The 15,052-nt window shown below is 72.4% G+C and carries 9 protein-coding genes and 3 tRNA genes; 9 read left to right on the top strand and 3 right to left on the bottom strand.

All coding sequences use genetic code 11. The features are described from left to right. Nucleotides 1-53 precede the first annotated feature (53 nt). Complete coding sequence (locus ABH941_RS19345) at nucleotides 54-1,517, top strand: DHA2 family efflux MFS transporter permease subunit (RefSeq protein WP_370130650.1); 1,464 nt, start codon at nucleotides 54-56, stop codon at nucleotides 1,515-1,517. A 1,006-nt stretch (nucleotides 1,518-2,523) separates the two neighbouring features. Here the strand turns inward: ABH941_RS19345 and ABH941_RS19340 are convergent. Beyond that, complete coding sequence (locus ABH941_RS19340; protein ID WP_370130648.1) at nucleotides 2,524-3,186, bottom strand: hypothetical protein; 663 nt, start codon at nucleotides 3,184-3,186, stop codon at nucleotides 2,524-2,526. Nucleotides 3,187-3,318: 132 nt separating this feature from the next. Between ABH941_RS19340 and ABH941_RS19335 the strand changes: the two genes are divergently transcribed. The 3 genes from ABH941_RS19335 (at nucleotide 3,319) to ABH941_RS19325 (ending at nucleotide 4,931) form a co-directional block, all read left to right on the top strand. Further along, nucleotides 3,319-3,390, top strand: a tRNA-Glu gene (locus ABH941_RS19335). A gap of 29 nt (nucleotides 3,391-3,419) precedes the next feature. Continuing rightward, nucleotides 3,420-3,492, top strand: a tRNA-Ala gene (locus ABH941_RS19330). A 23-nt stretch (nucleotides 3,493-3,515) separates the two neighbouring features. Beyond that, nucleotides 3,516-4,931, top strand: a complete 1,416-nt coding sequence (locus ABH941_RS19325; protein WP_370130647.1) for an SDR family NAD(P)-dependent oxidoreductase — start codon at nucleotides 3,516-3,518, stop codon at nucleotides 4,929-4,931. Here the strand turns inward: ABH941_RS19325 and ABH941_RS19320 are convergent. Further along, nucleotides 4,910-6,700: an AAA family ATPase gene (locus tag ABH941_RS19320; RefSeq protein ID WP_370130830.1), complete on the bottom strand. Its 1,791-nt coding sequence runs from the start codon at nucleotides 6,698-6,700 to the stop codon at nucleotides 4,910-4,912. The genes ABH941_RS19325 and ABH941_RS19320 overlap by 22 nt on opposite strands. 68 nt (nucleotides 6,701-6,768) lie before the next feature. Continuing rightward, nucleotides 6,769-8,190 (bottom strand): hypothetical protein, encoded by a 1,422-nt coding sequence (locus ABH941_RS19315; protein WP_370130646.1) that lies wholly within the window; start codon nucleotides 8,188-8,190, stop codon nucleotides 6,769-6,771. 40 nt (nucleotides 8,191-8,230) lie between these two features. On the opposite strand from ABH941_RS19315, the gene ABH941_RS19310 reads away from it, so the two are divergent. From ABH941_RS19310 to ABH941_RS19290, 5 genes are all read left to right on the top strand, one after another. Next, a tRNA-Arg gene (locus tag ABH941_RS19310) sits at nucleotides 8,231-8,303 on the top strand. A 156-nt stretch (nucleotides 8,304-8,459) separates the two neighbouring features. Then, the gene (locus ABH941_RS19305) at nucleotides 8,460-9,296 is read left to right on the top strand and encodes a hypothetical protein (protein ID WP_370130645.1); all 837 of its coding nucleotides are present in this window, start codon (nucleotides 8,460-8,462) and stop codon (nucleotides 9,294-9,296) included. Nucleotides 9,297-9,539: 243 nt separating this feature from the next. After that, nucleotides 9,540-11,099, top strand: a complete 1,560-nt coding sequence (locus ABH941_RS19300) for a carboxylesterase/lipase family protein (RefSeq protein ID WP_370130644.1) — start codon at nucleotides 9,540-9,542, stop codon at nucleotides 11,097-11,099. A 112-nt stretch (nucleotides 11,100-11,211) separates the two neighbouring features. Then, complete coding sequence (locus tag ABH941_RS19295) at nucleotides 11,212-12,966, top strand: class I adenylate-forming enzyme family protein (protein WP_370130643.1); 1,755 nt, start codon at nucleotides 11,212-11,214, stop codon at nucleotides 12,964-12,966. Between the two features lie 307 nt (nucleotides 12,967-13,273). Then, nucleotides 13,274-14,971, top strand: a complete 1,698-nt coding sequence (locus tag ABH941_RS19290; protein ID WP_370130642.1) for a hypothetical protein — start codon at nucleotides 13,274-13,276, stop codon at nucleotides 14,969-14,971. Nucleotides 14,972-15,052: the final 81 nt, after the last annotated feature.

Below are 15,052 nucleotides of genomic sequence, written 5' to 3'. Positions count from 1 at the left end.
TCCTCACCCGTCCCCGTCCCCGTCCCCGCCACTCGCTCCGAGGAGCAGCCTGCATGTCCGCCACCGTCAGCACGCCCGAACAGCGCTGGGTCCTCGCCCTGGCCTCCACCGCCTCCTTCATGATCGCCCTGGACGGCACCGTGGTCGCCACCGCGCTCAGCACGATCCGACGCGACCTCGGCGCGCCCCTGGAGACCCTCCAGTGGACCGTCAGCGCCTATGTCCTCAGCTTCGCCGTGCTGCTGCTCACCGGCGCCGCACTCGGGGACCGCTACGGCCGCCGCCGCATGCTCGTCCTCGGCCTCGGCCTGTTCACCGCCGCCTCCGCCGCCTGCGCGCTGGCGCCCGGAATCGGCGCGCTCATCGCCGCCCGCGCGGTCCAGGGCGCGGGGGCGGCGCTGGTGCTGCCGCTGGCGATGACCCACCTCAGCGCCGCGTTCCCGCCCCGGCAGCGGGGACGGGCCCTCGGCCTCTTCAGCGGGCTCACCGGGCTGGCCACCTTCAGCGGCCCCTTCGTCGGCGGGGCAGTCGCGCAGGGGCTGGCCTGGCAGTGGATCTTCTGGATCAACATCCCGATCGGCCTGCTCGCCATGGTCCTGGTCCGGCTGCGCCTGGACGAGAGCACCGGCCCGACCGTGCGCTTCGACACCTTCGGCGTCGCCCTCGCGACCGGCGGAGCGCTCGGCCTGGTCTGGGCCCTGGTCCGGGGCAACGACGCGGGCTGGAGCAGCACGGAGGTGCTGAGCGCGCTCGGCGCCGGAGCGGCGCTGACGGTCGGCTTCGTACGCTGGGAACTGCGCACCGCCGCCCCGATGCTGCCCATGCGCTTCTTCCGCAACCGCACCTTCGCCGCCGCCAACACGTCCAGCTTCTGCCTGACCGCGAGCCTCTACGGCACCCTGTTCTTCCTCGCCCAGTACCTGCAGACCGCCCTCGGCCACGGACCGCTCGCCGCGGGCCTGCGGTTGATGACCTGGACCGGGATCCTGATGCTCTGCGCCCCCGTCGCCGGCACCCTGGCCGACCGCCTCGGCGAACGCCCCCTGCTCGTCACCGGGATGCTCCTGCAGGCAGCAGGCGGCGCGTGGCTCGCCCTGGCGGCGACCCCCTCACTCCCGTACGACCGGCTGATCGCGCCCCTGCTCATCAGCGGCACCGGCATCTCCATGGCGATGCCCTCCGCCCAGAAGGCGGTCGTCGGCGCCGTCGCCCAGACCGAGATCGGCCAGGCCTCCGGCGCCTTCAACATGCTCCGCCAACTCGGCGCCGCCTTCGGCATCGCCCTCTGCGCCGCCGTCTTCACCACCCACGGCTCCTACGCCTCAGCCCCCGCCTTCACCAACGGCTTCTCGGCAGCCATGTGGGCAACCGCCGGCCTCGCCCTGGCGGGCGCCCTGGCCGGAACAGCGGTACGACGAGCCCCGACGGAGAGCCCCGCAGCGGGGAAGCCTCCGGCCCGGCGGGAGGTGGGGGTCGGGGCTGAGCGCGGTGCGGTCGGGGGAGGCGGGGCGGCGTAGCAGGGCTCTGCGCTCCACGCTTGCAACGGCAGCGCGTGGTGGGGCGTGTTGGGCGCCGTCTCCCGGGCTCCGCCCGGAAAGATGCGGCTCCGCCGCGCGACAAGGGCCGGGGGTGGGGTGCTCTGGCGCGGAGCATTTGGCGGTGGGCGGGGGCGACGCTCCACGCTTGCAAAGGCAGCGCGTGGTGAGGCGAGTTGGGCGCCGCCTCCCGGGCTCCGCCCGGAAAGATGCGGCTCCGCCGCGCGACAAGGGCCGGGGGTGAGGTGCTCTGGCGCGGAGTGTTTGGCGGTGGGCGATGGTGGCGCCCCACCCTTGCAACGGCAGCGTGCGGTGGGGCGAGTTGCGCGCCGTCTCCCGGGCTCGCGCTTGGAAGGAAGCGGCTCCCTCCGCAAGCACTTCGTGCAGGGGATACCCCATGCGCGACAACGGCCGGGGGCGGCCCGGGTCCGGCGCGGAGTGCTCGCCGGGGGCGCGGGGCGAGGGCTTTCGCGCCTGCCGTTCGGGGTGTGGGGAAGTCCAGGCCCACCTTGGGGAGTGCTGGGCTCGCTCAGCGAGTCGGAACTACCCCAGGGTGAGGCCAGACGTCCCCAACGACCCCGTTCGTGGGCCATTCGAGCGATTTGGCTGGCTGCTGGGGGGAGTTACAACCACGCTGGGTGCCGTAGCAACCATATATGGGTGTAATTCACCCCAGCATGGGTGTAACTCCCCCCAACCCGGCGCGCACGCCCCTCCCCGGCAAGAAACCGGCGCGCACCCGGCAACGCACGCCCCACCAACCGCCCCGCTCCTCGTGGTTGCCGCGAGGCGGAGCCGAGCCACCCCAGCCAGGCACGGACCGGCGTGCCCTACGGAGGCGACGGACGTTCAGCGGGAGCAATCGCGCACGTCGGAGACGGCGTCGGGACGGGGGCTCGGCCGCGGTGGGGTATCCCCTGCACGAAGTGCTTGGGGAGGGACCCCGCCGCACCAACGGACGCCGCTCCGCCTCCCCCGCCCCCGACCCTCACCCGCTGAACCACGGCCAGAACACCCCCACCGAAATCGCCATCCCCACCAGCATGGCCCGCACCCCCATCCGTCCGGGGCGGCGGTAGGCGCCGGGGCGTGGGAGTGGGAGGGGGCGGGCGACCATCGTCGAGGCGGGGGCGGAGTCGAGCTTGGCGAGGGTCGCTCGGGAGCGCCACTCCGGTGACGGGCTGTGCTGGAGCGTCACCCGCCAGAGGCGGTCCGGGTCGTGGTCCACGACGATCACGCAGCCGGCCCGGTAGGCGTCCATGTCCATGAGGTTGACGGTGGCGTGCATCTCGACCCGGTAGCCGGGGCGGCCGTCGGGAGCGACTGTGAGGTCGAGCAGCAGAGGCAGGTCGGGCCCTTCGCCGACGGCGCGGGAGGTCTCGATCCTGGCCAGTGCGGGCGTCTTCGGGGCCGCCTCGACCTTGGCCCGCTCGGCCCGCTCGGCCTGCTCAGCCAGCCGCTCGGCCTTCGACCGGCTGTTGCGCACGGCGGCGAAGCCGATCAGCCCGGTCCACGGGATCAGGTTCATGCCCAGCACGAACAGCAGCACGCTGCTGGAAAAGGCCGGGTCAGTGAGATGGACAGCCCCCGCTGCGACCCCGCCGATCTCGACGCCGAGCAGGGCGCAGCACAGCAGCCCGAACCAGTACACAGTCCATCCCCCCGCCCGGAGAACCCGGGTCGGCCAACAAGGCCCGGCACGCGCCGGGCACGTCCAGTGTGTCGGAGCCTCTGCCGCAGTGTCAGGTGAACACCGGGTGAGCGCTACGATCCTCGGCAATGCCCGGAGGTAGCGCAGAGGCAGGCGCATCCTCTCCTCAAGGGGAGCACGCCGGTTCGAATCCGGCCCTTCGGGCAGCTGACAGTGGCAGTTCGCAGTTGATCGGCCCCGTAGCGCAGAGGCAGTCGCATCCCCTTGGCATGGGGGAGCACGCCGGTTCGAATCCGGTCGGGACCACAGGAAACGAAACGGGGGGCGGGATGACCTTGGCGGACGACATCCCGCTCACCGACGCCGAGTTGGAGGCGTTCAACCGTACCGTCGGCCGCCTGCGGGCGCTGCCCGCCACCGACCCGGTGCGGCTCCGTGCCGAGCGGGTGGCGGAGTCGTTCGCGCGGGACGGGCAACAGCAGCGCCGACGGGCCCGCCGGACGGAGAACGCCGAGGCGGACGCGGCGGTGGTCCGGGCCACTGCGACCGGGGGCGGGGAACGGCGCGAGGACGCACCGCTGGTACCCCCCGCCCGGGACGGCGACAGCGACAGCAGCGCCACCGCCATCGCTACCTACCGCCGACCGCGTCGCTGCTACATCTGCAAGGAGACCTACACCCTCGCCGACGCCTTCTACCATCTCCTCTGCCCCACCTGCGCGGCGGAGAACCTGAGCCACCGCGAGGCGCGGGCCGACCTGCGGGGGCGGCGGGCGGTGCTGACCGGCGGGCGGGTGAAGATCGGGTTCCAGCTGGCGCTGATGCTGTTGCGGGACGGGGCCGAACTCCTGGTCACCAGCCGTTTCCCCAAGGACACCGTGCGTCGTTTCCGGGCCGCGCCCGGCAGCGGCGACTGGCTGCACCGCCTGACCGTGGTCGGCATCGACCTGCGCGACCCGCGCCAGGTGCTCGGCCTGTGCGAGCACCTGCGGGCCGAAGGCCGACCGTTGGACATCCTGGTGAACAACGCCGCGCAGACCGTACGCCGCCCACCCGGTGCGTACGCCGTGCTGGCCGCCGGGGAGCGGGAGGCTCTGGCCGATGATGCGTCGCAAACGCAGCAGCAGATGCGGATACGGATACGGATGCTGGAGGCTCCTGGCTTCCGCACAGGCCAGGAGCTGGCCCCCGCCGGTGCCGCCGGACCCTCGTCCGCGCTCGCGCTGCTCACCGACGAGGCCGGGCTGCTGCCCGACACCGCGCCGGAGAACTCCTGGTCCGCCCGGCTGGGTGGGCTGGACCCGGCCGAGCTGCTGGAGACCCAGCTGGTCAACGCCGTGTCACCGACGCTGCTCTGCGACCGGCTGCTGCCGCTGCTGCTGGCCTCACCCCACCCCCGCCGCTACATCGTCAATGTCACGGCCGTCGAGGGCCGCTTCTCGGTGCGTAACAAGACGGCAGGGCACCCCCACACCAACATGGCCAAGGCCGCCCTGAACATGCTGACCCGCACCAGTGCCGAGGAGCTGGCGGCCCAGGGGGTGTATCTCAGCAGCGTCGACACCGGCTGGATCACCGACGAGAACCCGGCGCCCAAGAAGGCCCGGATCGCCGACCAGGGCTTCCGCACCCCGCTCGACATCGTGGACGGAGCCGCCAGGATCTACGACCCGATCGTGCGCGGCGAGGCCGGCCGGCCCGTCTCCGGCGTCTTCCTCAAGGACTACCGGGTCGCCGACTGGTGAGAATCCTGCGAGCGTTGGGGCTGCGGCTGACGCGGCATCAGCGCAAACGTCTCGATCCAGTACCGCTGGTGCTCGTCCGACGCTCCCACCAGATACGTCGACCTGAGCTTGGGCGGCAGCCAGGCCACCAGCCGGGCTATCAGCGCCTGGTGTCTCCGTAGCTGGGACAACTCGGCGTTGGAGATCACCTGGTGCACCGTGTCGCTGTCATTGGTCCCCTCGCTGGACGCCTCCGCAGCCCGGCGCAGCCGCTGCTCCCAGCCGGCCGGGTCGGCGGCCAGCTCGCGGAGCCCGGTCACCGGGCGGCGTTCCAGCCGCTCCACCAACGCCGTGAGCGGGACCGGCGCGTACTCACCGTCCCCCAGGTAGATCGTCCCGATCTGCAGCGGCAGGCCCTTGCCGTGCAGCTTGATCAGCCGTTCCAGGGTGCGCTTGGTGATCCAGGCCCGGCCGTCCTCGTCGATGTCGTTCTTCCACCACTCCAGCACGGTCTCGGCGACCGCGCCGTACCGTGCGATCAGCCATTCGTTGGCGGGGATGTCGGCCGGGTCGACGACCAGCGAGGCGGTGAACCGCGTCGCCTGGGCGATGTTGTTCCTGGCCACCTGAAGCTTGCGGCCCAGGTGGTACGGCGGGTTCTGCAGGGCGATCTGGGCCCGCAGCCCACCGATGCGCTGTCCGGCCAGCGACCACTCCTGGGTGATCTCCATCAGCTTGGCGAAGGCGGCCTTGTCCTTGGGACGGTTGTACTCGTCCCAGACCACGGCCTTCGGGGCGTCGCCGGTGAAGTGCACGGCGAGCAGATTGTCCAGCGAACCGTCCGGGGTCGGGACCGGTGCGCACAGGTCCTCGACGTTGGTGACCGGCATGGAGTAGTACAGCGGTTCGCGGCCCAGCTCCTCCCGGACCAACTGCCGGACGATCTCCGTCTTGCCGCAGCCGGGCGGGCCCTGGAGCAGCACCGTCCAGCGGTTGCGGAGCGCGGCGCGGACGACCCGGCGCACCGGGTCCGGGACCTGGGCGGGGTTGGCGACGCCGAGGGCGGCGGCGATCCGGTCCAGGATCTCGCCGGTGCGGCTTGGGTGCGGTTTGCCGTCGTCGCCCAGGCCGGGTTCGGCCAGCCGCAGCCGCTCGCCGTTGATCAGCGGCAGGCCCCAGACCAGCGGGAATCCCTCCCGGGCATTGGCGAGGATGTGCTCCAGGGTGCGCGGGGACAGCAGTTCCCGCACGGCCGGGGTCTGCGCGGCCCAGATCCGGAACAGCGGCCGCAGGTCCCACTCCGTGAAGCGGGCGCTCAGCTCGGCCCGCCAGGCGGTGTCGTTGGCCGTGATCCGCACCGTGACCATGCGGTCCAGGATCGCCAGGTCGCTCCGCCTGGCCGCGGTCTCGGCCAACGACTCGTTGTCGGTGAGGAAGACCCCGACACAGCCCAGCTCCCGCAGGTCGAACTCGCCCAGGGTCCAGTTGCAGGCGATCTGCATCAGCTGCGACTGGATCGACTCCCCGGCCTGCAGCGAGTCGTCGATCAGCAGCACGAACCGCTTCCCGGGCCGGAGCTGACGCATCACCAGCTGACGCAGCACCAGTTCGCCGCTGGCCGCGTCCCGCACCGGGGCGTTGGCGAGCAGGTCGTCGGGGGTGAGGTTGGCAGCGGGCACGAAGACCAGCTCGGTGTCCGGATGGCTCCGGGCGATGTGCGAGAAGAACGTCGCGGTCTTGCCGATGCCGTGCTCGCCGAAGACCTGGCCGGTCTGGCCGAGGTCGATCATCGCATCGATGAACTGCTCCAGCGGGGAGAGCTCCCGAACGACGGCGTCCACCGTCGTGCTGTGCTGGTTCACTGCTCTCCTGTCGTCACGCGATGGCAGGCCATGGCGGGGGTGTGGGTCTCGGGCCAGTCGTCGCCGCCCTCGGTGATCAACCAGATCCACTTGTCGGGTTCCGCCGGGGTGATGTGCGGGGCGTAGCCGTCGGTCAGCATGACCACGGCGTCGGGGCGCTCCTCGAAGCGCCGCCCGTCGATCTCCGAGCGGCCCTCCAGGTAGTCGGCGACGACCTGGAAGCTGGTGCCGCCTCCGCCGCGCACCCGCTCACCCGGCCGGAAGGGCATCACCGCGCCGTCAAACGACAGCCAGTGCGCCTCCACCCCGTCGATCTGGCCGACCAGTTCGGTCAGCCAGTGCACCACCGGGTCGGGCATCGACCCCGAGGTGTCGTAGGCGATGGCCAGCACCTTGTCCCGGACCGGACCGCGCCGGGAGAGCATCGGATCGTGACCCAGGGCGGCGAGGATCGCCCCGCGCTTCTTGGGGTAGACCAGCCGCTCGCCCTCGCGCAGTCTGGACGCCAGGACGTCCACCAGCCAGCGCTGCCACCAGTCGACCCGCCTGGTCCGTACCGTCTCCCCGCGCAGCGCGCCGGCGCCGATCCGGCCCCAGACCCGGGACGCGTTGGCGGAGCCGTCCTCGCTGCGGCTCATCAGGTCCACCAGTTCGTCCTCGGCGATCCGGTTGCCACGCCGAGCCGCGAGCAGGGCGTTGAGCAGGACGGACGACACGGCGGCGTCCACCGCCTCCTGATCGCACGGCACCCCGCCGCTCGCTCCGCCGCCGCCCGCTCCCCCGCCGCTGAGGTGAATGCAACGCGGCTGCGGGACGGGCGGGTTGCGCATGCGCTTGAGTTCGGAGTAGCAGCCGTGGTCGGTCCGGACGAACGCCGGGTAGGGCAGCGGCGTCAGCCCCTGCGCGTCGAGGTCGGCGACATAGCCGGCGTGCACGGTCCGCGGGTCGATGCCCACCGGTGCGCCGTTCAGCAGCGGGAGCCGCTCGCGGCCGAGCCGAAGCAGCACGACATGGTTGATGGTGACCTCGGCTGCCACCGCGAACACCGGGTCCTCCCGCAGTTCCGGCTCGGTGTAGAGGTGACGCTGGATCAGATGCCGGGCCTCGTGGAACAGGACGAACTTGACCCCGTCCAGGCCCAGGCCGACGAAGAACTCCGGGTTGTAGAGCAGCAGGCAGCTGCCGTCGCCGGAGGCCACCACGGCGGCGGTGTCCACGGCCGTGGTGGGCAGCTGGTGGTGGCATTTGGCATACAGCCAGGAGGCGACGGCGGACTCGGTCAGACCGAAGTCCAGCAGGGCGGCCTCCTTGAGCCGCCCCGCCTCAGCGACGACGGCCGGCGGGGCCGGACGGTAGTCGGCCAGGGCCCGGCGGTCGGTGGGGTCGACGACATGCATTCGGGGGCGGTCGTAACTCATGGCCCAACCGCCCCTCCAACGGCTAGGGTCGGGGCCGACGGGGGCTGTAGCGCAGAGGCAGGCGCGCCTGACTGCGGATCAGGTATACGCGGGTTCGAATCCGGCCGGTCCCCGTCGCCCACTCCCAACGGGTCCGGATCAGGCTCCAGGTTCGGATCAGGCTCCGGGTTCGGGTCAGGACCTGCGATCGCACCGGCCGTACTGATCAGCTCCGGAAGCGATCCGCTGAACGTCGGCAGCAGCTGGGCCAGCACCGCCCAGGCGTCGGCGTGCCCGCCCAGGCGCTCCCGTACCAGCGGCGCCAGTTCCTCCCGGAACTGACGGCCCGCCGGGAAGTGGGGCTGTGCGATCACACCCAGGGTCAGCAGGACGTCCCGGGCCGAGCCCCGCGCGATGTAGCCGTGCGGCTCCGCCAGCACCCCGGCCTGCTGGAGCCGGTACCGGAACTTGCCATGGCTGCCGAACTGCTCGCGCAGCGACGGCGGACAGTTGACCTGGCAGGAGAGCGCCCAGCGCGCATAGCCCGGCAGCGGGTCGGCCAGGTCCGCCCGCGCCACCTGGTCCCACTCGTCACGCGGCAGCGCCCCGGCGAACTTCCTGGCCCGGCGCAGCTTTCGGGCCTCGCCCGCGGCGCGCAGCGCAGGCAGCAACTGCTCGGTGGTCTGCCGGGACGGCAGGTCGAACTCCGTCTCCATCCGCCCCCAACTCTGACGCTGCTCCAGGATCGGCGACAGCGGCAGCCGCTCGGTCTGCCGGTCCCGGTCCGGCCCGAACGGGACGCCCTCGATGATGTCTCTGCGGATGGCGTCCCCCAGCTCGCGCACGTCGAACGCCACCGCGTTGAGCTCGGGCAGGTCGCAGGCCAGCACCCACAGCCACACGATGAGCGGCGGAGGCCGGCGTCCGTTCAGCAGTGCGCGCAACTCGCGCGGCGCCGACTGCTCGCTGCCGAGCTGCCCGATCCGGCCCAGCACCCGCTGCGCCTGGTCCGGACGCACCAGTTCCAGCAGGAAGGTCAGCTTCCGCCCGTCCGCAATCGTCAGCCCCACCCGAACCGCCCCCCTCTTCTCCCCTCCGATCTCCCGAAGACTATCGACCGGGACTGACAACCCGCACCCGGGAATCGAGGGCCCCCGGTGGTCCACGTCAACTCCGAGTTCGGCCGTGACCCGGCTGCGGTAACCCCGCACGAACGGAGCAGCGGTTGCGGGCCCGTCGGCGCGGCCCTACGGTCGGAGCCGCGGCAACTGACCACCCATCATGCCGAGGCATTCACAACGGAGACCGTCTTGACGCAGCCTGGTGAGCGGAGTGACAGGCCGAACGTCGCGCCCAGCATGGTGCGGACCGTGGTGCGAACCTCCCGGGGAGCCGTCCGCGGCACGCCGGTCGAGGGCGACGCCGTCGCCTTCAAGGGAATCCCCTACGCCGCACCGCCCTTCGGCGCGAACCGCTTCCGACCGCCGCAGCCACCGGCGCCGTGGGAGGGGGAACTCGACGCCACCGCGTACGGGCCGACCGTGCCCAAGCCGCCGTACCCGGCGCCGCTGGACAGCCTGCTCCCCGAGGTCGACATCCCGGGCGAGGACTGTCTCAACCTCAATGTCTGGACTCCGGCCGAGGCGCTGACTCACGGCGGGTCCGCCGGCCGGCCGGTCATGGTCTGGCTGCACGGCGGCGGGTTCACCAACGGCTCGGGCTCACTCCCGGGCTACGACGGCTCCCGCTTCGCCCGCGACGGCGTCGTCTGCGTCACCGTCAACTACCGCCTGGGCGTGGAGGGCTTCCTGTACCTCGGTGCGGACGACCCGGCGCCGCCCAACCTGGGTCTGCTCGACCAAATCGCCGCGCTGGAGTGGGTCCGGGACGACATCGCGGCCTTCGGCGGGGATCCCGAACAGGTCACCCTCTTCGGCCAGTCGGCCGGAGCGATGAGCATCGGCACGCTGCTGGCCGTGCCCCGGGCCCGGGGGCTGTTCCGTCGCGCGATCCTGCAGAGCGGCGCCGCCCAGCACACCCTTTCCCTGGGCACGGCCGAGCTGGTGGGCCGTCATCTCGCACAGCGGCTGGGCATTCCGGCCACCCGCGAGGCGTTCGCCACCGTGCCGTCGGACCGGCTCCTCTCCGTCCAGCGGGGCCTGCGCGGCGAGATCGCGACCGATCCCGAACCGGCCAGGTGGGGCGAGGCTGCACGCAATCTGATGCCCCTGGAACCCGTGGTCGACGGAGAGTTGCTCCCCGTGCCACCGCTGGAGGCAGTGGCGGCGGGGTCCGCCGCCGGGATCGACCTGCTGATCGGCTCCAACAGCGACGAGTTCCGCCTCTACCTCACCCCCTCGGGCCTGCTCGACCTGGTGTCCGAGGAGCTGGCCCGGAAGACCGCCACCGGATACGACCTCGACGATCCCGAGCAGGCCCTCGCCGTCTACCGCGGGCGGCAGCCCGATGCCTCACCAGGGGAGTTGCTGGCGGCCCTCGCCACCGACTGGTTCTTCCGCATCCCCGCCATCCGCCTGGCCGAGGCCCAAGGGAGGCAGGGGAGGCAGGGGAGGCAGGGGAAGCAGGACGAGCGGGGTGAGGCCGACGGCCACGGCACCGTCCACCTCTACGAGTTCGGCTGGCAGCCGCCCACCTTCGACGGCCGCCTGGGCGCCTGCCATGTCACCGAACTGGCCTTCGTCTTCGACAACCTCCACGACAAGTCCATGGCCGAGCTGCTCGGAACCAGTCCCCCGCAGCGGCTCGCCGACGCCATGCACGCCGCCTGGGTCTCCTTCGCGGTCACCGGCGAGCCGGGCTGGCCGGCCTACGACCGCAACGATCGCGCCACCATGCGCTTCGACCTGGATCCCGAGGTGCAGTACGATCCGCGGCCGCGAGAACGCGAGCTCTGGGAGGGACACCGCTGAGTCAGATCCCTTCCCGGACCGTCCTCCGCTTGCCAGACTGCACGTGCGGGACGCCACCGCACCGGGCGTCCCCTCCAGCTGGACGAACAGCGGGAAAGGGGGCCGTCCCACGATGCTGCTGCCGCCGGGAATGCCGCAGAACCTGGACTATCCGCGCTGCACCGTCGGCGACATCCTCGCCGGGACCGCAGCCCGTCACCCGGAGCGGGTGGCGCTGCGGGACGGTGAGGAGTCGCTGACCTTCGCCGAACTGTACGACCAGGCGCTGCGTCTGGCCCAGGGGCTGCGGGAGCACGGCGTCCGCCCCGGCGACGTGGTGGCCCTGCACCAGCCCAACTCGCTCCGCTACACCCTGAGTTACTTCGGGGTCCTGCTCGCGGGAGCAGTCGTCAGCCCGCTCAGCCCGCTGCTGCCCGCCAGGCTCCTGGCCGAACAGCTCGCCGAGGTCGCCGCTGTCGCGGTGATCACCCACCCGGGCGTCGCCCACGTCCTCAGCGAAGCCCGCAGTCTCGGCAGGGCCCGCAGCCTCGGTGGGACCCGCAGTCTCGGCGAATCCGGTGCCGCCCTGGGCGCCGAGCCGCGGTTCGTCGTCGAGGTCCCGGCCACCCACGCGGCGCCGGGCCGCCCGCCGGGCACTGCCGAGGGCAACCCCCCACTGGCAGAACTGCTCACCGCCCGCCCTGCCCCGGCGGCCCCGGTGAACCCCGACGACCTGGCCCATCTCTCCTTCACCGGCGGCACCACCGGGCGCTCCAAGGCCGTCCGGATCCTGCACCGGCACGCCGTCGCCAACGCCCTGCAGATGGGCTGCTGGCGCGGGGCCTCGCTGCCGCGCCTGGACCGGAACGGCGGCATGTACCTGGAGCAGGTCCCGGAGGCCGTCGGCCCCGGCACCGTCCCGATCGGCGAGAGCATCCTGCTCTCGGTCGCCCCGATGTTCCACGCGATGGGCCTGGTCACCCAGCTGCTGTGCACCGCGAACGCGACGACCGTGGTGGTCTCCGGACGTTTCGATCCGGCCCGCTACCTCGCCGAGGCCGAGCGGTGGCAGGTCACCCACCTGGCGGGATCACCCGCCCTGTTCCACGCGCTGCTCGCCGCCCCCGCCGTCCACAAGGCCGACCTCTCCTCCGTCCGCCAGGTCAGCTCGGGCGCGGCGCCGCTGGACTCGGAGACCTTGGCCCGGCTCCGCGAACTGCTGCCGCAGGCGGAGATCAGCGAGGGCTACGGACTCACCGAAGCCACCATGGGGCTCACCAGCCACCCGCCGGGCGGGCCGACGGCCGCCCCGATCGGCAGCGTCGGCGTCCCGGTGTTCGACACCGTCGTCGAGATCAGGGACCCGGTCACCCGCGAGGCCCTGCCGACCGGCGAGGTCGGCGAGGTCTGGGCGCGCGGTCCGCAGATCGCCGACGGCTACCACAATCATCCGGAGCTGACGGCCGAACAGTTCGAGGACGGCTGGCTGCGCACCGGCGACCTGGGCCGCAGCGACCAGGAGGGCTGGCTGTACCTGGTCGGCCGGGCGAAGGACATGCTGATCCACAAGGGCTACAACGTCTATCCCGCCCCGCTGGAGGACCTGCTGCACCAGCACCCCGCCGTCGCCGTCGCAGCCGTCGTCGGCGCTCCCGACCCGCTGGCCGGGGAGATTCCGGTCGCCCATGTGATGCTGCGGGCCGGCTACCGCGCTTCCCCCGAACTCGCCGACGAGCTGATGGCTCATGTCGCCGCCCGGGTCGCCCCCTACCAGCGGGTCCGCGCGGTCCATTTCACCGCCGCACTGCCCGTCTCGGCCGCAGGAAAGATCCTCAAGACCGAGCTCCGCCGCCTGCACGAGACGCCGGGGACGGGTTCGGGTCGGTAGGGAGAGGGGCGTGAAAATCCGAGCGCCGGCGTCAACGCGCCCCGGCGTCCGGTCCGGCGCACCCTGAGGTGCGCCCAACTCCTCTGGGGCAATAGTGTTATGAGCTGCAGCGGTCCGGTGCTGCCCGGCAGCAGCCGAGGGCTGGCGAATGGACGAACCCTGCGGCATGTTCCGCCGGGGATTGGCAGGGTGCGTGCGCCGCTCGCAAGCGCACCCGTATCGTGTGCGTTCACGCAGCACGGGACCACCGCTGCGCATGACTCTGCCCCGACGCCGCAGTCCTCCCTGCCACGAAGCGGACCTCACCATGACGACGATCGACCTGACTAACACCGACGAGACACCAACGGCCCCCGCGGCCACTCCGAACGATGAGCAGCAGTCGGACGTCCTCTCAGGCGTCCGCGACGACCTGCTCAAGTACTCCGCCCAGGGCGGATTCACCCTCACCGCCGAGACCCACGCCTGGTACGCGGCGGTCGGCACCGTGGCGACCCCCGAGGACGCCCGCGCCGCCTCGACCGTCCTCGCCGAGCTGCGCGGACGCGACCTGGCGACCGTCCGCGAGGCCGCCGAGCTGCTCGACTCCGGCACGCCGCTGGGCGGGCTGGACACGGTGGCAGCGGTGGCCGAGGCCGTCGCCCTGCTGCTCCGGGTCCGCGAGACCCTCGCCACGCTGACCCCCGCCGCGTACCGGTCGGCCGACCTGGACCGGCTCTCCGCCGCCACCGCGAGCAGCGCCGAGCGCAAGGCGCAGGGCGTGAAGCTGTCCTGGGGCGACCGCCGCGCGCTGGCCAAGGCCGCCCGCAACCTCGCCGTGTCCAAGCGCACCCGTCGCGCCACCCTGCACACGGCGATCAACGCCGCCGCCGCGCAGCGCGCGGACTGGGCCGTGCTCGCCCCGGACACCCTCCCGGCGCTGCCCAGCGACGCCTCGGTGCTGGACAGCGCGGCCCCGTCCGTCGAGACCGTCCGCACCGGCCTGGCCGTACTCGGCAAGCTCCTGCCGGAGCAGGGTGAGCTCGCCGAGCTGCCCTTCGCCGAGCTAGCCGAGCTGGTCGACCGCCTGGCCGCCGACGAGGGCACCCTCTACCGGCTGCCCACCCTGCGGGCGCTCCGCGACAGCATCGAGGAGCGCGGCCACGGCGAGCTGCTCGCCGAACTGACGGAGCAGCGAGCCGACGCCGACGCCGTCACCGCGGCCTGCGACCGCCACTTCGGCCCGGCCGAGGCCGCGTCTCCTGCGGAGGCGCCCGTCGCCGCCGAGGCGGCCCCGGCCACCGCCACCGACCTGCTGCCCGCCCCCCGCGCGACGGACGACGCGACGGAGGTGGAGGTTGCGACGGAGGTGGAGGTCGCGGCCGAGGTGGGGGTCGCGGCCGAGGTGGCTGAAGCCGAGGTCGTCGAGGCTGAGGTGGACGCTGAGGTCGAGGTGGCTCAGGCAGAGGTCGAGCCGGTGGCCGAGGCTGAGGCCGAAGTTGAGCATGAGGCGGCCGAGGTTGAGGCGGAAGTCGAGGTCGAGGTCGAGGTCGAGGCTGCAGTCGAGCCGGTGACGGTCGAGGTTGAGGCCGAGGTCGAGGTCCAGGTGGAGGCGGAAGCCGCCGACGTTGAGGTTGCAGCTGAACCGGTGACGGTCGAGGTAGAGGTTGAGGTCGAACCGGAGGCTGTGGTCGAGGTTGCCGAGACTGCGCCGGTCGAGGTCAAGGCTGTCGAGGGCGAGGCGCCCGAGACCGAAGGGGCCGAGGCGGAGATCGCCGAGCCCGAGGCAGTCGAGGAGCCGAAGGCGGCGTCCCGCCCGCGCAAGCCCTCGTTCACCGCCGGCCGTCCGGTCACCGCCTACTCCGCCGACGAGCTCGTCTCGGTCGTGCGCTGGATCGACGGCGACGGCACCGACCGCACGGAGGACGAACTCCTCCGCGCCGCCATGAAGGAGCTGGGCTTCTCCCGCCTCGGCCCCCGCATCAAGGAAGCGCTCGGCGCGGCCATCACCGCAGCCCGCGCCTGATCGTTCACCCGAAGCCCCTCGGACCCGGCCGCGCCGGGGCCCGAGGGGCTTCTTGGTTCCGCAACCCCGTTTGCACACAGG

Source organism: Streptacidiphilus sp. EB103A (genome assembly GCF_041261405.1).
Taxonomy (GTDB): domain Bacteria; phylum Actinomycetota; class Actinomycetes; order Streptomycetales; family Streptomycetaceae; genus Streptacidiphilus.
This window is presented reverse-complemented; position numbering and strand designations above follow the sequence as displayed.